The 16,963-nt window shown below is 69.3% G+C and carries 15 protein-coding genes and 2 pseudogenes; 7 read left to right on the top strand and 10 right to left on the bottom strand.

What is annotated here, in order from left to right; genetic code table 11:
* Nucleotides 1-6 precede the first annotated feature (6 nt).
* Nucleotides 7-570, top strand: a complete 564-nt coding sequence (gene rfbC, locus ABZV91_RS05895) for a dTDP-4-dehydrorhamnose 3,5-epimerase (RefSeq protein WP_355236033.1) — start codon at nucleotides 7-9, stop codon at nucleotides 568-570.
* Here the strand turns inward: rfbC and ABZV91_RS05890 are convergent.
* Genes ABZV91_RS05890 through ABZV91_RS05875 form a run of 4 tightly spaced genes read right to left on the bottom strand, consistent with a single transcriptional unit; the run spans nucleotide 554 to nucleotide 4,258 of the window.
* Nucleotides 554-1,582 (bottom strand): SDR family oxidoreductase, encoded by a 1,029-nt coding sequence (locus tag ABZV91_RS05890; protein WP_355236030.1) that lies wholly within the window; start codon nucleotides 1,580-1,582, stop codon nucleotides 554-556. The two genes, rfbC and ABZV91_RS05890, sit on opposite strands and share 17 nt — an antisense overlap.
* A 2-nt stretch (nucleotides 1,583-1,584) precedes the next feature.
* Nucleotides 1,585-2,235, bottom strand: a complete 651-nt coding sequence (locus tag ABZV91_RS05885; protein ID WP_355236027.1) for a PIG-L family deacetylase — start codon at nucleotides 2,233-2,235, stop codon at nucleotides 1,585-1,587.
* On the bottom strand, nucleotides 2,232-3,014 hold the full coding sequence (locus ABZV91_RS05880; protein ID WP_355236024.1) for a glucose-1-phosphate cytidylyltransferase: 783 nt from the start codon (nucleotides 3,012-3,014) through the stop codon (nucleotides 2,232-2,234). The genes ABZV91_RS05885 and ABZV91_RS05880 overlap by 4 nt, the downstream gene beginning before the upstream one ends.
* Nucleotides 3,011-4,258, bottom strand: coding sequence for a class I SAM-dependent methyltransferase (locus tag ABZV91_RS05875; protein ID WP_355236021.1), 1,248 nt, complete (start codon nucleotides 4,256-4,258; stop codon nucleotides 3,011-3,013). The genes ABZV91_RS05880 and ABZV91_RS05875 overlap by 4 nt, the downstream gene beginning before the upstream one ends.
* 426 nt (nucleotides 4,259-4,684) lie before the next feature.
* On the opposite strand from ABZV91_RS05875, the gene ABZV91_RS05870 reads away from it, so the two are divergent.
* Complete coding sequence (locus tag ABZV91_RS05870; protein WP_355236018.1) at nucleotides 4,685-6,175, top strand: sugar transferase; 1,491 nt, start codon at nucleotides 4,685-4,687, stop codon at nucleotides 6,173-6,175.
* A 24-nt stretch (nucleotides 6,176-6,199) separates the two neighbouring features.
* Here the strand turns inward: ABZV91_RS05870 and ABZV91_RS05865 are convergent, their stop codons facing one another.
* Nucleotides 6,200-6,346 carry a hypothetical protein gene (locus ABZV91_RS05865; protein ID WP_355236015.1) on the bottom strand — a complete coding sequence of 49 codons (147 nt, stop codon included), beginning with the start codon at nucleotides 6,344-6,346 and terminating at the stop codon, nucleotides 6,200-6,202.
* 210 nt (nucleotides 6,347-6,556) lie between these two features.
* Between ABZV91_RS05865 and ABZV91_RS05860 the strand changes: the two genes are divergently transcribed.
* On the top strand, nucleotides 6,557-7,018 hold the full coding sequence (locus tag ABZV91_RS05860) for an SRPBCC family protein (RefSeq protein WP_355236012.1): 462 nt from the start codon (nucleotides 6,557-6,559) through the stop codon (nucleotides 7,016-7,018).
* Between the two features lie 116 nt (nucleotides 7,019-7,134).
* Here ABZV91_RS05860 and ABZV91_RS05855 read toward each other — a convergent pair whose 3' ends face one another.
* On the bottom strand, nucleotides 7,135-8,061 hold the full coding sequence (locus ABZV91_RS05855; RefSeq protein ID WP_355236009.1) for a MerR family transcriptional regulator: 927 nt from the start codon (nucleotides 8,059-8,061) through the stop codon (nucleotides 7,135-7,137).
* Nucleotides 8,062-8,131: 70 nt separating this feature from the next.
* Here ABZV91_RS05855 and ABZV91_RS05850 point away from each other — a divergent pair, with 70 nt between their 5' ends.
* Together ABZV91_RS05850 and ABZV91_RS05845 are read left to right on the top strand one after the other, a co-directional pair.
* Nucleotides 8,132-8,758, top strand: a complete 627-nt coding sequence (locus ABZV91_RS05850) for a maleylpyruvate isomerase family mycothiol-dependent enzyme (protein ID WP_355236007.1) — start codon at nucleotides 8,132-8,134, stop codon at nucleotides 8,756-8,758.
* Nucleotides 8,759-8,859: 101 nt separating this feature from the next.
* Complete coding sequence (locus ABZV91_RS05845) at nucleotides 8,860-10,437, top strand: long-chain-fatty-acid--CoA ligase (protein ID WP_355236004.1); 1,578 nt, start codon at nucleotides 8,860-8,862, stop codon at nucleotides 10,435-10,437.
* A 142-nt stretch (nucleotides 10,438-10,579) separates the two neighbouring features.
* Here ABZV91_RS05845 and ABZV91_RS05840 read toward each other — a convergent pair whose 3' ends face one another.
* Nucleotides 10,580-10,804 (bottom strand): hypothetical protein, encoded by a 225-nt coding sequence (locus ABZV91_RS05840; protein WP_355236221.1) that lies wholly within the window; start codon nucleotides 10,802-10,804, stop codon nucleotides 10,580-10,582.
* 46 nt (nucleotides 10,805-10,850) lie between these two features.
* Between ABZV91_RS05840 and ABZV91_RS05835 the strand changes: the two are divergent.
* Nucleotides 10,851-11,567, top strand: a pseudogene (locus tag ABZV91_RS05835) (lysophospholipid acyltransferase family protein).
* 21 nt (nucleotides 11,568-11,588) lie between these two features.
* On the opposite strand, the pseudogene ABZV91_RS05830 reads toward ABZV91_RS05835, so the two are convergent.
* A pseudogene (locus ABZV91_RS05830) lies at nucleotides 11,589-12,938 on the bottom strand (AMP-binding protein); the annotation flags it as partial.
* 222 nt (nucleotides 12,939-13,160) lie between these two features.
* On the opposite strand from ABZV91_RS05830, the gene ABZV91_RS05825 reads away from it, so the two are divergent.
* Nucleotides 13,161-14,015: an oxygenase MpaB family protein gene (locus ABZV91_RS05825; RefSeq protein ID WP_355236001.1), complete on the top strand. Its 855-nt coding sequence runs from the start codon at nucleotides 13,161-13,163 to the stop codon at nucleotides 14,013-14,015.
* A gap of 312 nt (nucleotides 14,016-14,327) precedes the next feature.
* Here ABZV91_RS05825 and ABZV91_RS05820 read toward each other — a convergent pair whose 3' ends face one another.
* Nucleotides 14,328-15,221, bottom strand: coding sequence for an SAM-dependent methyltransferase (locus ABZV91_RS05820; protein ID WP_355235998.1), 894 nt, complete (start codon nucleotides 15,219-15,221; stop codon nucleotides 14,328-14,330).
* Between the two features lie 124 nt (nucleotides 15,222-15,345).
* Nucleotides 15,346-16,842 carry an aldehyde dehydrogenase family protein gene (locus tag ABZV91_RS05815; protein WP_355235995.1) on the bottom strand — a complete coding sequence of 499 codons (1,497 nt, stop codon included), beginning with the start codon at nucleotides 16,840-16,842 and terminating at the stop codon, nucleotides 15,346-15,348.
* Nucleotides 16,843-16,963 lie beyond the last annotated feature (121 nt).

Below are 16,963 nucleotides of genomic sequence, written 5' to 3'. Positions count from 1 at the left end.
CACCCGGTGCGAATCGAACAGACGGCCCTCGCCGGTGTACTGATCCTGGTGCCCGACCCCTTCCGCGATGCCCGCGGCCTGTTCACCCGCACCTTCGACGCCGAGATCTTCGACGCCCATCTCGGTTCCGGCGCGTCCGCGTCGTTCGTGCAGGATTCGCAGTCGCGGTCGGCGCGCGGTGTGGTGCGTGGTATGCACGGACGCGGCGGACGCGGCGAGGCGAAACTGGTGCGCTGCGCGCACGGCGCGGTGCACGACATCCTCGTCGATATCCGGCCCGATTCGCCGACCTTCGGGCGCAGCCAGGCATTCCTGCTCGACGACACGGAGTTCCGGCATCTCTATGTGCCGGCGGGGTTCCTGCACGGGTTCCAGGCGCTCACCGACACCGCCGATGTGTGTTACCGCATCGACCGCCCGCACGATCCGGCCGAGGATCTCGCCGTCGCCTACGACGATCCCGAGCTCGCATTGAGCTGGCCGCAGGAGGTCACCATGGTCTCCGCCCGCGACCGGGCCGCGGGCAGCTGGCGGGAACTGCTGACAACACACCTCACACACCGGTCCTGACCCGCCGCAGCGTCGCGTCCACCGCACCCGTTTCACCCAGCTGCCGCAACCGCGCCAGGCGCACGAACCGGCCCGAGAAATCGGCAGCGGTCAGTCCACCGGCGGTGTACTCGGTGTAGAGCTGCGCGGCTCCCTCGGGGATGGTCCAGCGCGCCTCGAACCCCAGTTCCCGGCGCGCCGCGCCGAAATCGACCCGGTAGGACCGTGGATCGGCGCCCGATTCGCCGGTGATCATCACCTTCGAGCCGGGCACCACATCCGCGACCGCCTGCGCGATCTCGGCGACCGTGCGGTTGTTGGTCTCGGTGCCGATGTTGTAGGCCCGGGCGTGGATCGCCGCGACCGGCGCCTCCAGGCAGACCGCGAACGCTTCGGCGATATCGGCGGCGTGCACCAGCGGCCGCCACGGTGTGCCGTCCGAGAGGACTTTGACCACGCCGTCGAGGACGGCATGGCCGACCAGATTGTTGAGCACGATATCGGCGCGCAGCCGCGGCGAGAAGCCGAACGCCGTCGCATTGCGCAGGAACACCGGTGCGAAACGGTCGTCCGCCATCGCCACCAGATCGTCTTCCACCCGCACCTTGCTCTCGGCGTAGGGGGTCAGCGGGCGCAGCGGTGCGCTCTCGTCGACCAGTCCGTCGCCGGCCGCTCCGTAAACCGAGCACGTGGAGGCGTACAGGAAGCGGCGCACCCCGGCCTCCTTGGCCAGCCGGGCCAGCCGCACCGACGCGTGATGGTTGATGTCGTGGGTGATCTCGGGGACCAGGGAGCCCAGCGGGTCGTTGGACAGCGCCGCCAGATGCACGACGGCGTCGAAGCCGGTGAGCTGCTCGATCGTCACGTCCCGCAGGTCCACGGCCAGCTGCGGTGGGTCCTGCGGTGAGGGGCCGAGAACGCAGTCGGCGAACCAGCCGGCGTCCAGTCCGATCACCTCGTGCCCGCGGGCCCGCAGCACCGGAACCATGACGGTGCCGAGATAACCCTGATGACCGGTGACGAGAACACGCACTCCTACACACCTCCCAGATCGAGGACAGCTTTGGTCAATTCGAATCCCTCCGCGTACTCCCGGTGGCACTGCACACCACGGATTCGCGCCAGACCGAGGAAGGCCGCCTCGTCGAACCAGTCGCGGTCCGCTTGGGAGGGATAGCATTCGGCCAGCAGCCGGGCCTTCTCCGCGGCGATCTCCGGCGCCACCGGATGCAGGACGGCCGGCCGGGGTGTATCGGTCTCCCATTTGAGGATTTCGTAGCCGAGCACCAGGTGATCACGGAACTCCGTGGTCACCAGTTCGGCCAGGAGGCGGTGGTCCTGATGGGCGTCGCCGCGTTGTGGGGCGAAGACGAGCTCAGGGTCGGTGTCGCGCCGGAAGTCGGCGATCGCGTTCTTGACCCGATCCCAGTGCGCCGGAGCCCGCCCGTCCGGCACGTCCAGCACCGTCAGGTCCAGATCGGCGTCCGCGCAGAAACGCTCGAGTGCGGTGCTCTCCTCCGCGGCGCGGGCGGTGCCGCCGCCCGACAGGACGAGCGCACGCACGCGGAGTCCCGGATTCCCGCGGGTCAGGGTCAGCAGGGTGGCGCCCATCCCGATGGCGATATCGTCGCAGTGCGCGCCGAGCACCGCGACCTCGGTGAGTCGCGCGGGAGCGAGAGTGATCACGAAGCGGCCCGCTCCCAGACCATCCACGGGCGGTCGCCGCGGTGATATCCGGCGTCGAGCTCGGCGCGTTCCTTGAACGTATCGGCCGGTTTCCAGAAGCCGTCGTGCCGGTAACCGTAGAGCCGGCCGAGCGCGGCCAGCGCCCCGCAGCTGTCCTCCACCAGATCCCCGCCCTCCGGCAGATGATCGAATATCTCCTGGGTGAGGACGAAATAGCCGCCGTTCTCCCAGATCGGGAGCTTGCCGACCGCGGTGATCTGCTTGACCTCGCCACTGGGCAGCACATCCACGCAGTGGAACGACGACTGCGGCGGCACGATCATCATCGATGCGGCGGCGCCGGACGCGGTGAACCGGTCGATCATCCGGTCCAGCGGCGCGTCGGTGAGCACATCGGAGTAGTTGGCCAAGAACATCTCGTCGCCCTCGAGATAGGGACGCACCCGGCGCAACCTTTCCCCGATGGCCGATTCCAGGCCGGTATCGACGAACGTGATCGTCCAGTCGGCGATATCGGAGTGCAGCAATTCGACCCGGCCGTCGCGGATGACGAAATCATTGGACATCGTCTCCTGATACGTCAGGAAGAAGTTCTTGATGTGGTGGGCGCCGTAGCCCAGGCAGAGAATGAATTCGGTATGCCCGAAATGCGCGTAGTAGCGCATGACATGCCAGATCAGCGGACGTGGTCCCACCATCTGCATCGGTTTGGGCGGGCTGTCGTTCTCTCCGCTGCGCATCCGCATTCCGTACCCGCCGCAGAACAACACGACCTTCATCGCGCGACGACCTCCACCGGACTCGGCGCGACCACCCGCACGGTGGGCAGCGGGAACACCAGTTGCCCACCCCATTCCTCGATATGACGCAGTTGCGCCGTGAGCTCGGTTTCCAGATTCCACGGCAGCACCAGCACGAAATCGGGCCGGTCGGCATCGATCCGCTCCGGGGGATGGATCGGTACGCGGGTGCCCGGGGTGTACCGGCCGTGCTTGTAGGGATTGCGGTCCACCGTGTACTCGAGGAGGTCGGGGCGGATACCGCAGTAGTTGAGCAGGGTGTTGCCCTTACCGGGCGCGCCGTAACCGACCACCCGTCGTCCGGCCGCCTTCTGGTCGAGCAGGAAGCGCAGTAGATCCTGCCGTACCTGTTCGGCCTGATCGCGCAGGGATCGGTAGCCGTCGAGCGAGTGCAGACCGGTATCCGCTTCGATCGCCAGCAGTTCCGCCACCCGCGGCGACGGTTCGGCGACGGCCTCGGGACGCGCCCAGATACGCAGCGATCCGCCGTGGGTCGGCAGTGTTTCCACATCCGCGACCGCCAGCCCGGCCGTTGCCAGCGCCCGCTGCGCGGAGGCGAGAGTGTAGTACTGGAAGTGCTCGTGATAGATGGTGTCGAACTGACCGTGCCGCACGAGGTTCAGCGCGTGGTGCACCTCGATCGAGATCCAGCCGTCCTCGGCGACCAGCGTGCGCAGCGCGCGGGTGAAACCGCGCAGGTCCGGGATGTGGGCGTACACGTTGTTCGCGACCACCAGGTGCGCGGCACCGTATTCGGCGCGCACCCGCCGGGCCGAGTCCTCGGTCAGGAACTCGGTCAGCGTCGGCACTCCGGCCGTCCGCGCGGCCGCGCCGACGTTCGCCGAGGGCTCGATGCCCAGGCAGGGGATTCCTGCCGCCACGATATTGCGCAGCAGGTAGCCGTCGTTGCTCGCGACCTCCACCACGAACGAGTCCGGGCCCAGGCCCAGCCGGTCCACTGCCGCGCTGGTGAACTCGCGCGCGTGCCGCAACCAGGACTCGGAGTACGAGGAGAAATAGGCGTATTCGGTGAACGTCTCCTCGGGCGTGACGAGCGCGGGAATCTGCAGTAGGAGACACTCCGCGCACACCCGGAGATGCAGCGGATAGGTGGCTTCCGGCAGGTTTAGCTGATCCTCGGAGAGGAAACTCTCGCAAGGAGGTGTCGCACCCAGGTCGACGACACTGGCCAGCCGGGACGACTCACACAAACGACAATGCACTCGGGCTCCACTCGAACGGTCAACTACATCGGCGGCGCCCCGCAGCCCCGAGAAGCATCTTCTCTCTGCCGATCGACGAAAAAATAGCACCAATCCGGCACATCTGCGACACGGTCCGGGCGGACTTTCGCGCTGAAGTGACCTGTAGCAAATATTAGGCAAACCATGTAACGATTGGTGACCGAATAGCGATGGTGGAGAACCGAAATAGGCCCTCTCCCGGTATTCGGCGCCGGCGTGGAACTGTCTTCGGTGGGGATTTCGATTCCGGCACTTGTGCCCGGTGTCGATGGGGGCAATACTTCTGCAACAAGAATGGCCCGGCCTTCTTGTCATGAATGCCGGTATTCCTGGAAAAAGCGTGTGGTCTGCTGTCGCGCACGGCAGCCGAGGCACGGTCGTTCGAAGTGCAAGCGGGTACGTTTCATGGTTCTGGATCTCCGTGTGGCCGGTGGCGCTGTCGATTTGCACCTGCCGAATCCCGGTGACCGGGACTCCTGGCGCGCCGGATATATCCGCCGGCTCGCCCGGACGGATATCGCAGTTGTCACTGTCGCGGCCCTGTGTGGGCAACTGTTCAGCATCGCGCCCGGGTACTCCCTGGGCTGGGAATTCGAGCCGCGCACCACCGCCCTCACGCTCGGCATCGCCGCCGGATGGTCGATTCTCCTGGGCTGGAACGGCTCGCGTTCCCCCCATACTGTGGGTGCCGGCGCCGACGAATACCGCCGACTGCTCTCGGCCACCCTTCAGCTGTTCGGCACGATCGCGATCGTCTCGCTGATCCTGCGCGTCGATATCGCGCACGCCCACCTGGTGATAACGCTCCCGCTCGGTCTGCTGGGCCTGATGTCGACCCGGGCGCTGTGGCGCGCACACGCGGCGCGGCGCCGAGCGCTCGGTCGCTATCGCCGCTCGGTCCTGGTCGTCGGCAGCCCGGAAGCCGCTCGTGCGGTCGCCGCCGCGCTGTCCGCACAGGAGTTGCACGGCTATCACGTCGTCGGGGTCTGCACTCCCACCGGTGACGCACTCGACGAACCCGCCGCATTGCGCGTCGGGCAGCGCGATATTCCCATTGTCGGCAACGACCGCTCGGTGCGCAGCGCGGTACGCCGCAGCGGCGCCGATACCGTCGTCGTCATGGCCACCGACCGGCTCGGCCCGCGCGATATCCGCCGGCTGGCGTGGGACCTCGACGCGTTCGGCACCGAACTCATCGTCGCCCCCGGCATCGTGGACATCTCCGGTACCCGGATGTCGAGCCAGGTGCTGGCCGGTATCCCGATGCTGCATATCGAACGGCCCCAATACGATCGGGCGCTCTCGTTCGGCAAAGCGGTGTTCGATTTGTGCTTCTCCGCCCTGGTCCTCACCGCCATCGCGCCGTTACTGCTGGTGCTGGCCGCCGCCGTCAAATTCACCAGTGCCGGGCCGGTGTTCTATCTGTCGGAGCGGATCGGGATGGATGGAAAGCCCTTCCGGATGATCAAGTTCCGCAGTATGTACGTGCGGGCCGACCGGGAAGCCCCGTCCCTGATCAGTGCCCACGGCGGCAACCCGCTGTTCTTCAAACTGAAGGACGATCCGCGGGTGACCCCGGTGGGCCGGTTCCTGCGCCGGTACAGCCTCGACGAACTGCCGCAGTTCTTCAATGTGCTGTTCCGCGATATGAGCGTGGTAGGGCCGCGGCCGCAGGTTCGCCGCGAGGTCCACTCCTACGACGGCGTAATGCGGCGCCGGTTGCTGGTGCGGCCCGGGATCACCGGACTGTGGCAGGTCAGCGGCCGTTCGGATCTGTCCCCCGAGGAATCGGTGGAGCTGGACATCTCCTATGTGGAGAACTGGTCCATGCTGCTGGACCTGCGCATCATCGCCCGCACCCTGCGGGCCGTGGCCAGGGGCGACGGCGCCTACTGATCCGGCCCGCAGGTGCCGGGTCGGTCAGAGCAGGGCCAGTGCCAGGCTGACGAACGCCATGAGAGCCATCCAGGCGATCAGTAGTGAGCGCGCGGACCCCGGACGCCCGGACCGAACGGTGGTAACGGCGGCCGGCCGGTGGTTCCTGTGTGTCGTGGCGACGGTGCTCACGGTCCACCTCCTCGAAAGAGTTTGTGTACCTGTCGAAATCCGGTTTCCCCGAATCCGCCCGGCCAATCCGCCGAATCGAGCTCCGGTGGCGGTGTTTGTGCCGCCGGGGCCCGGGTAGCCGCTCGATGTACCGAAGCCGACTGTCCGGCCGGCCGGTGCGGCCGAAGCGCGGCCGCGGCGGTCACCGGACCCGAGGGAGGTTGTTGTCCCATGAGCACTGTTACCGCGTCGACCGAGGTCAAGGTGCCGATTCGCACCGTGTACAACCAGTGGACGCAGTTCGAGTCGTTCCCGAACTTCATGGAGGGCGTGGAACGGGTCGACCAGATCGACGACACGCATACGCATTGGAAGATCAAGATCGGCCCCGCCGATCGCGAATTCGATGCGACCATCACCGAGCAGCATCCGGAGGAGCGGGTCGCCTGGCGTTCGGACAGCGGTCCCGAGCACGCCGGTGTCGTGACATTCCACCGGATCGATGATTCGACCACCCGGGTGATCACTCAGATGGATATCGATCCGGAGGGTTTCGCCGAGAGCGCCGCCGACAAGCTGGGCGTACTGGATCGCCGGGTCAAGGGTGATCTGGAACGTTTCAAGGAATTCATCGAATCCCGGCCCCAGGAGACCGGGAGCTGGCGCGGCGATGTTCCGCGTCCGGGCAACTGACGCCTGTCCGCTCCGTCCTGTACCGCGCCGCGCGAACCACCGGATTCGTGCGGCGCGGTGCTGTCGGCCCGTGCCGAAGCGTCGAATCGTGAGGTCCCGGCCACGGGCCGTTCCGGTCATCCGTCGCGCGGCTCGAGTGAGCGGTGGAGCGCGGTGTGCAGCCAATCCTGCGTGGCGCCGGTGGTGTGCGGGGTGCCGAGCGCGGCGGCGGTCAGCGCCCAGTACCGGCTGACCGTGTAGTGGCCGGTGGCCTCGGCCGCCAAGCGGCGGCGGAAGGAGGGAGTGTCCCGGCGGCCCCGGGCCGCGGCGTGGGCGGCGACGAACAGGTCCAGCTCCGGCCCGGGGCCGGGGTCCGAGCCGGCCAGTACACGCTGCGCGGCGCCCGTGTGCGCGGGGGCCAACTCCGCGACAAGTGCCCGCTCGTCGCGGATCGACTCGCGGTCGGACAGCCACAGCTGACGCGATATCTCCCGCCCCAGCTCCGGGGTCCGTGCCAGCTCGGCCAGCTCGGCGACCGCCAGGACATGACCGGGGCTGGGCGCCGTCGGCGCCACCGGTATGTCCATCGCCACGAACTCGTCGAAGAGACCGGGTGGCATCGCGACCAGGACGCGGCGCCAGAATCCGACGAGTACATCGCGGGCCGCACCCCGTTCGGCCACCCCGGCAAGCCGTGCGAGCACCTGCGTACGGTCCTCGTCGCCGGTCTGTTCGAGCGCGAGCAGCGCCGCGTGCCGCCACGCCAGCGCCTGGAGTTCGGCCTCCACCGCGACCCGCTCGGCGGCCACGGCGCCGCGCGTGGCGTCCTCGTCGGTGAGTACGGCGGCGATCGCGGCCAGGCCCAGTCCGACAGCGCGCAACCGCCGGATCGACGTCAGCCGGGTGAGAGCGTCCCCGGTGAAGACCCGGTGGCCGCCGCCGGTGCGGTGGGCCGGCAGCAGTCCCTCGTCGCAGTAGAACCGGATGGTCCGGACGGGGACGCCGGTGCGCCGCGACGCTTCTCCGATGGTCACCGCGCCGCGCGGTGCTGTGATCTGAGTCACTTCTACTGGAACCTCCACCCGGGTGGAGTTCCTACGGTATCGGAGGCGATCGAGCACAGGAGGTAGGACAGTGAGCACCGAGATCGTTTCCGACGAACAGGTCTGGGCGGCCGTTGCCGCGGAACGCAGGAGTCTGGCGGATCTGCTGGACGGGTTGACCGAACAGCAGTGGGATCGGCAATCGTGGTGTGACGGGTGGCGGATCCGCGAGGTGGTGGCCCATATCCTGCTCACCTCACGTGCCGGAGTCGGCGAAATACTGTGGGAACTGCTCCGGGCCCGGGGGAACCTGGACCGGATGAGTTTCGCGACCGCTGTCCGCGCCGCGAACAACCGATCATCCGAGGCCCTCGTCGCCGAACTGCGTGCCGTGGCCGAACTGCGTCACACGCCGGTGGGTACCACAGCCCTGGATCGGCTGATGGATCTGCTGGTCCACGGACAGGACATCGCGGTCCCACTCGGGATCCGGCGCGAGATGCCGGTGGACGCGGCGCGGTGGTCGGTCGAGCGGGTGTGGCGGATGGGGCGGCCGTTTCGCGCGCGGCAGGTACTGGCCGGTCAGCGTCTGATCGCCACGGACACGGAGTGGTCGGCCGGCGCCGGCGCTCCGGTGTCCGCGCCGATCGCCGAGTTACTGCTGCTGGTCACCGGCCGGACAGCGGTGGATTCGGTGGGCCGGCCTGCGTCGGCCTGATCGAGGAGAACGGCGGTCCGGGCCGGTCCGGCGAATGCGGTACGGGCGCGGCGTGACCGGCGTACGCTTCGCTTCGATCGACCCGGAATGTGGAGCCCGCCATGGCCAGTAGTTCACACCCGATATCCCGAGGAATGACCGCCGGTGAGCAGCTGGCGCGGCATGCCCGCAAGATCTCGGACACTTCGGCTCTGCGGTTCGCCGGCGGCTCCCGAAGCTACCGGGAACTGGACGAGCGCGTCTCCCGGCTGGCCGATGCCTTGCGGGCCCGCGGTGTCGGCCCGGGGGATCGGGTCGCCGTGCTCGGCCTCAACTCGATGGAGATCGTGGAAGCATTTCTCGCACCGAACCGGCTCGGAGCGATCGGGGTGCCCATCAATTTCCGGCTGGTGGCCGGGGAGATCGCCTACCTGCTGGCGGATTCCGGTGCCGAGGTGGCCGTGGTGGACGCGCGGTTCGCCACCGTACTGACCGAGGCCCGCCGGGAGGCGCCGAAGTTGCGGTCCTGTCTGGTGATCGGGGGCGGCGGTGACGACGCGGGGGAGGACTACGAGACGGCGCTGCGCGACGCGGACCCCGAGTTCGCGGCAGCGGCCGTGGACGAGCGAGATCCGGCGTACATCATGTACACCTCGGGTACCACCGGCCGCCCCAAGGGCGCGGTACTGACCCACGACAACCTGCTGCTGCACGCCTTCAGCGTCGCCCTGCACCAGGGCGTTTCCGGTGACGACCGGGTCGCGCTGAACGGGGCACCGCTGTTCCATATCGCGGGTCTGTCGAGCTACCTGACGTGCCTGCTGCCCGGCGGCACCTTCGTGATCACCCCCTCCGGTGGTTTCGATCCGGCGGCTTCGGTCGAACTGCTGGCGCGTGAACGGGTCTCCAGCTGTTTCTTCGTCCCGGCGCAATGGCAGGCGATCTGCGCGCTCCCGGGGATCGCGGACCACGACCTGTCCGCGCTGCGGCAGATCTCCTGGGGTGCCGCCCCGGCGTCGACGACCCTGCTGCGCACGCTGATCGAAACCTTCCCGCAGGCCTCGGTGTCCACCGCGTTCGGGCAGACCGAATGCAGTCCGGTCACCTGCACGCTGCGTGGGGAGGACGCCCTCCGCAAGATCGGTTCGATCGGCACCCCCATCCTCAACGTCGAGGCCCGGATCGTCGACGACGAGATGAACGATGTCGCGCCGGGCGAGGTCGGTGAGATCGTCTATCGCGGACCGACGGTGATGCGGGAGTACTGGAACAAACCGGAGGCGACGGCGGAGGCCTTCGCCGGCGGCTGGTTCCACTCCGGTGATCTGGTACGCCAGGACGAGGACGGCTACCTGTACGTGGTCGACCGGAAGAAGGACATGATCATCTCGGGTGGCGAGAACATCTACTGCGCCGAGGTGGAGAACGTGCTGGCCGGGCATCCCGCGGTCGCCGATATCGCATTGATCGGGGTGCCGGATAGCACCTGGGGTGAGACACCGCTGGCGGTCCTCGTACCGGCCGACCCCGCCGCCCCGCCCACCGCCGCGGAGATCGAGGCCTTCGCCCGGACGCGACTGGCCGGCTACAAATGTCCCCGGCAGATCGCGGTGGTCGCCGAACTCCCGCGCAATGCCAGCGGCAAGGTGCTCAAAACCGAACTCCGCGCGAAGTATGCGGCGCCCACCCCGCCGCCCTGACGCTTCGCGGCGAGCACCGATGCTCTGTCCACGCGGTCCGACGCCGATGCGCCTGCTCGTCTAACGGCCTGCTCGTATGGGGAGCGCGCGGAGTTCCGGATGACCCGGTCGGACTGATCGCGGCCGCGGCGGGGTCTCCGGATCACGCCGCGGCGGGGGTCATCCGAGCGCGTCCCGCACCATCCGGCGGATCAGTTCGTCGATATCCACGCCGGGAGCGGCCAGGGTGAGCGCGCCGGTGGTGGACAGGACGGCGGGCGATACCGTGCACGCCCGCCCACAGCGCCGTGGCGGTGGTGAGCGGGTCGCGGGCCGGGTGGGCGGTCCGCACCCGGGTCAGCAGCCGATCGAACAGGGGTGTGGACACCGAGCGCAGGCCGGCGCCGGAGCCCTCGAGCAGATCGTGCCGGACAATGTCTATGTCTATGTCTATGTCTATGTCTATGTCTCTGTGGAGTGCGGTCTGTTACCGCCTGTGCCGGTATGTCTTGATCGGGCCGGCGCTCTGGCTGCTCGGTCGGCCGGAGGTGAAAGGACGCGAACACCTCCCGCGGCGCGGCCCTTACATCGTCGCCGCCAACCACCTGGCGGTGCTGGACTCCTTCTACCTCACCCGCGCGCTGCGCCGCCAGGTGTTCTTCCTGGCCAAATCCGAGTATTTCGATCGCCCCGGCCTCTCGGGCCTGCTCCAGTGATGGTTCTTCCAAGGGGTGGGCCAGATCCGCGTGGATCGGCGAGGCGGGCCCAGCGCCGCGCCCGCGCTCACCGCCGCGATCGGCATCATCGAACGCGGCGGCGTCTGGGGTGTCCATCCCGAAGGGACGCGATCGCCGGACGGCCGGCTCTACCGCGGGCATACCGGCGCGGCCCGGGTCGCGATGACCACGGGGGTGCCGCTGCTCCCGGTGGCGATCACCGGCACCGGTCCCGAGCCGGGCCGTGCGTGGTGGCGCCGCCGGGTCACGCTGGAGATCCTGCCCGCACTCGATATGACCGGGCACCGGGCCGCGGGACCGCACGGGGCCCGGCGGGCGACCGACGCGCTGATGCGGACCCTCGCCGCCCGGACCGGCCGGCAGTATGTCGACGAGTACGCCCGCCGCAGCGTGGACCACGACCTGGCGGCGTGATGTGCCGTGCCCGGGGCGCATCCCGGAGACGATCATGTCGTCGTCCCGGCCGTCGATGAACAGCCGCCCCGCGGCGTCGAAATGCCCGACATCGCCACTCGACAGCAGGCCGTCGACGATCTCCTTGTGCCGCCCGTCGGTATATCCGCCGAAGCTCAGTCCGCTGGACACGAAAATGGTGCCCACGGTCCCGGGCTCGGTGATCCGGTTGCGCTACTCGTCGTAGAGGGCGACGCGGCAGCCGACCGGCGGCTTGCCTACCGTGCCCGGTGCCTCCCGCATATCCTCCGGCGTCGCCACCGCCGCGACGGCCACCTCGGTGGAGGCGTACAGGTTGTAGAGCACGTCACCGAACGCCTCCGCGGTCCGGCGGCTCAGGTCCGGGGAGACCGGCGAGCCGGCGGAGAAGACGACCCGCAACGAGGAGGTGTCGTACTCGGCGAGCACCTCGGGGCCGAGGTCGATGATGCGCTGCAACATCGTCGGCACCACGACCAGGCTCGCGGCGCGATGGGCGGCGACGGCGGAAAGGGTGGCGCGCGGGTCGAACCGGCCCTGCCGGAACACGATCCGGTTGCCGAGTGCCCAGCCGAGGGCGAACTGGGAGAGTCCGGTGCCGTGGAAGATCGGCGCGGCCATCACCATCGTATCGTCGCGGGGGATCGGGATCCGATCGAGGAACTGGGCCGACTGGAGCGGCGAAACCTTGTCCCTCGGTGCGCCTTTGGGTGTGCCGGTGGTGCCACTGGTCAGGATCACGGTGCTACCCGGATGCGGCGGCGGCGTGGTCGCCGCGGTGGAGTGCGCCGCGATCAAGGCGTCGATCGTGGTGGTGTCACCGGATTCGCCCCAGGTGAGGAAACGCGGGGTAGCCGCCGGGATCGCCGCGAGCAGACCGGTGAACTCGGCGTCGAGCAGGAGCGCGCCGACCTTCTCACGCCGGGCGACATCGGCGAGCTGCGGCCCGGCGAACCCGGTGTTCATCAGGACGACGCGAGCGCCCAGTTTGCCCGCCGCCAGCAGGGTCAGGACCATGCCGCGGTGGTCCCGGCACAGCGCCGCCACCACGGAATCGGCGCCGATACCGTTCGCGGCGAGGCCGCGTGCGAGCGCATTGGACTGCGCGTCGAGCTCGTCGAAGGTGAGCGCGCCACGATCGTCGACGAGGGCGTCGGCCGAGCCGTCGCGCCGGGTCGCGGCCCGTAGCACCGTCACGAACGGCCCGTGTATCCGCGCGTCGCGGATCGTGCGGAGCAGTTCGCCGGGGCGCGTCGGATCGAGCATTCCGCGTCGGCGCAGCACGCTCACCGCGCCCAGCGATTCGGTCACCGAACGCAGCGCCGCGCGCGGTGCGGGCAGGTTCGTCGGCATGGGTCACCTCCAGGAGTGGAACAGTCCGACCGGGGCGGTGACGGCGCGCGCCGCCGGGGCCGAGGGGTTCGGCAAGGGTAGCCCAACAGCAGAATTGGCGTTCACTTATCGCGCGATCTCCGGTCGTGCGAGTTGTGCGGACCGCGTAGCGCCGATTCACATCCGCGCGCTACTCTGTGAGAGAAAGAAAGGCAATTTCTATCATTCTTGCATGGAGGTCCTATGTCGCGCCCGGTGTCACCTGTTTCGAGCGCCGACCTGCCCGAGGAGGTGGCACGCCGCAAATATCTGGCCGGCCCCGCCGCGTTGCTCGGAGGCCCGGCCAATGTCGTGATGCAGCTGAGCCAGGCGCCGGTGGGCCGCGGTGTCGTCGAGAGCACCGTGCACAGCGGCCGGTTCGATCTGCATCCACGCAAACGCGGCCGGACGACGCTGACCTACCTCGCGGTGGCCATGCTGGGCACCGACGAGGAACGCGCCGCCTACCGCGAGGCGACCGACACCTCGCACCGCCAGGTCCGGTCACAGCCGGGTAGCGCGGTGAAATACAACGCGTTCGACCCGGAATTGCAGCTGGGGGTCGCCGCCTGCATCTATCGCGGCGTCGTCGATTCGCTGGAATACCTGTACGGTCCGCTCGACACCGAGTACGCCGACGCGCTGTACCGGGAGTCGAGCAGATTCGGGACCACGCTGCAGATGCGCCCGGAGATGTGGCCGCCCGATCGAGCCGCGTTCGCCGAATACTGGGAGCGCAGATCCGCGCAGCTCTCGATCGACGACGAAGTGAAGCGCTATCTGCGGGAGCAGGTGGTGGATCTCGGTCCGTACGGGCGTCTCGAGCGGGTGCTGCTGCGGCCCGTCAACCGCTTCTTCACCACCGGCTTCCTGCCCCAGCGGTACCGGGACGAACTGGAGCTGGCCTGGAGCCCGCGGCGGCAACGCGCGTTCGAGCTGATCATGCGCGGGATCGGCACCGTGATGCGGCTCGGCCCCGAGCGCTGGCGGATGTACCCGCTGGACAAGCACCTGGCCGATATGCGGCGGCGCCGGGCGCTGGGCAAGCCGCTGGTCTGAGCCGGTCAGCCGCTGGGCGGATCGACCCCGGCACACCGTGCAGCGCCCGCGCCCGCATCGGACAGGCGTAGGGCTCGCCGGCTGTGCGCTGCTCGCGCGGGTGGCCGACGGTGGAAGGCCGTAACTGTCAGAGCGTTTCGCTGTTCTGGGAGGCGGCGCCGGGCCGGTGACCGCGGCAGTGGCCGGTGCGGTGGTGCGCGCGCCGCCGCCGGATCGACCCGGACCGGCGACAGCCGTGTCCAATCCCTTCGGTCGGATCGGCACCGCCTCGGGTGCCGCGGTCGGGCGTCCGGTGTCGGCCCGGCCGGACCGTCAGCGTCGCCGGGCGGTGACCAGCCCGTTGCGGGCCGCCTCGGCGAAACGCTCCATGACGGTGTCGCCGAGCGTGGGGAGGTCGCGGTGGTAGGCGGCGGCGCGCTCGTAGGTGTCGGAGACCTCCGCGTCCCAGCCGTGCCGGGCCAGCCAGGGCTGGACGGGCTCGGCGACGCCGCCGCCCTGCCACATGGCGGTGATCTCCGCCCCGGATTCGCCGGCCGCCGCCGCGGCCATGAGCGCGACCGCGTCCACGTGCAGGTACTCGATCGACAGTCGGCTCCCGGCGGCGGATCGATCGCTGATCCCGGCCAGCAACCGGTCGTTGTGCTCGGGGCTCAGGTAGCTGAGCAGTCCCTCCACCAGCCACGCCGCGGGAGCGTCCGGGTCGAACCCGGCCGCGAGCAGCGGGCCGCCCCAGTCCTCGCGCAGGTCCGCCGGCACCGTCACGCGACGGGCGGCGGGACGCGCGCCCCGCGCGTCGAGGACCTGTTGTTTGAAGGTGAGCATCTCCGGGGTGTCCAGCTCGTATACGACGACCTCCGGCGGCAGCGGAAGCCGGAAGGCCCGGGTGTCCAGTCCGGCCGCGACGATCACGACCTGCCCTACGGTGCGGGTGGCATCGAGGATGTAGTCGTCGAAGAAACGGGTGCGGATGGGCAGGTAGCTGCTGAACGAATCCCACATCCTGGCCGCGTCGGTGCCGCCGGCGAACTCCTCGCCTCCGGCGGCGGCCAGGAAATCGGCGGCGTAGGGGTCGACGAACAGATGATCCGCGCGTGCCGACTCGGCGGCCCGCGCGGCGGCCACCATCAGTGCGGTGCGGCCGACGCCCGTGGGAGCCACGGGTCCGGGTTCGCCGGGCCCGCTGGAGGAGGAACCGGAAGTGGTCACGGTGTCAGCTTAAGACGGCTTCCGGGGTTGTCGCGGGACCCGCGCGAGTGTCGAGGGCCGGGCTCGACCTGCCACGATCCTCGCGCGGCACGGCGCCACATACCGGATCCGGCCGCACCGGGATTCAGGCGAACCAGCCGCCCACTCCCGGGGCGGTGTTGTGCCAGATGTGCTTGATCTCCTGGTATTCGGCCAGGCCGCTCGGACCGAGTTCCCGGCCGATACCGGAACGACCGAATCCGCCCCATTCGGCCGCGGGGGTGTAGGGGCCGAAATCGTTGAGCCACACCGTGCCGTGCCGGAGCGCGCGGGCCATCCGTTCACCGCGGGCCGCGTCGTCGGTACGTACGCCGGCCGCGAGGCCGTAGGACGTGTCGTTGCCGAGTTCGACGGCCTCGGCCTCGGTGGCGAACCGCTCCACGGTGAGTACCGGGCCGAAGGTCTCCTCCTGGACGATCCGCATATCGCGCCGGCAGCGGTCCAGCACGGTGGGCAGGTAGTAGCTACCGGCGGCCAACCCTGGGTCGTCCGGCCGGTTACCCCCGGCCACCAGGACCGCGCCTTCGGCCAGACCGTCCGCCACCCGGGCCTCCACCGCGGCGCGATGCTCCGGGGAGACGAGCGGTCCGGTCTGCGAGTCGGGATCGATCCCGGGCCCGACCCGGATTCCGGCGGCGCGCCGGGCGAGTTCGGCGACGAACTCGTCGGCGATCGACTTTTCCACGATGAGCCGGGTACCGGCCGAGCACACCTGACCCGAATGCAGGAAGGCACCGGTCAGTACGGCGTCGATCGCGCTGTCGCGGTCCGCGTCGGCGAAGACGATATGCGGATTCTTACCGCCCAGTTCGAGGGCCACCCGGGTGATGTGCGGGGCGGCCCGCGCGGCGATGGCCGCCCCGGTGGCGGCACCGCCGGTGAAGGAGATCGCATCGATCTCGGGGGTACCGGTGAGCGCCGACCCCACCACCGGTCCCGCACCCGGTACCAGGTTCACCACGCCCGGCGGCACTCCCGCCTGCTCCAGCAGACGTACCAGGGCGATCGTGCTCAGTGGAGTGACCTCGCTGGGTTTGGCGACCACCGTGCAGCCGGCCGCCAGCGCGGGGGCGATCTTCCACGACATCTGCAGCAGCGGATAATTCCACGGCGTGATGAGGGCGCACACTCCCACCGGTTCCCGGACGATACGGCTGATCACCACCGGATCACCGGTATCGACCAGCCGGTCGCCGCTTGTGCCGGCGAGTTGCGCGTAGTACCGGAACACCGCGATGACGTCGTCGATATCGAGATGACTCTCCCGCAGCGTCTTGCCGGTGTCGAGGGTCTCGATGCGGGCGATCGGGTCGCGATACTCGGCGAGCAGTTCCGCCGTGCGCAGCAGTAGCGCGGCCCGCTCCGCGACCGGAGTCCTCGGCCACCCGCCCGTGGCGAACGCGGCCCGGGCCGCGCCGACCGCACGCCGCGCATCCGCCGCGTCCCCCTCACCGACGGTGGCGATCACCGCGCCGTCCGCCGGATCGCGGATCTCCCGGATCCCGCCCGCGACCGGTTCGACCCACTGTCCGTCGACATAGAGGTGGGGCGCGCTGAACAGCGGCTCCTCGGCGAGGATCATCTCGATATCTCCCTCTCCTTCCGGGCACAGACGGAGTTCGCCGGCGGGGTGCGCACCGGGCGACGGCTGCCGCCGCCCGCGGCCCGCATTCTATGGGCCGTCGGCCCGGCCGGGTGGTGCG

This window comes from Nocardia sp. NPDC004568 (genome assembly GCF_040609955.1).
In the GTDB taxonomy this organism is placed as follows: Bacteria; Actinomycetota; Actinomycetes; order Mycobacteriales; family Mycobacteriaceae; genus Nocardia.
The sequence above is the reverse complement of the archived record's forward strand: the minus strand, read 5'-3'. Positions and strand labels throughout refer to the sequence as shown.

Excerpts from the sequence above, each read along its gene's own strand:
- ABZV91_RS05880 (WP_355236024.1), bottom strand. The coding sequence starts at position 3,014 with ATGAAGGTCGTGTTGTTCTGCGGCGGGTACGGAATGCGGATGCGCAGC.
- ABZV91_RS05870 (WP_355236018.1), top strand. The coding sequence starts at position 4,685 with ATGGTTCTGGATCTCCGTGTGGCCGGTGGCGCTGTCGATTTGCACCTG.
- ABZV91_RS05860 (WP_355236012.1), top strand. The coding sequence starts at position 6,557 with ATGAGCACTGTTACCGCGTCGACCGAGGTCAAGGTGCCGATTCGCACC.
- ABZV91_RS05845 (WP_355236004.1), top strand. The coding sequence starts at position 8,860 with ATGGCCAGTAGTTCACACCCGATATCCCGAGGAATGACCGCCGGTGAG.
- ABZV91_RS05825 (WP_355236001.1), top strand. The coding sequence starts at position 13,161 with ATGTCGCGCCCGGTGTCACCTGTTTCGAGCGCCGACCTGCCCGAGGAG.
- ABZV91_RS05815 (WP_355235995.1), bottom strand. The coding sequence starts at position 16,842 with ATGATCCTCGCCGAGGAGCCGCTGTTCAGCGCGCCCCACCTCTATGTC.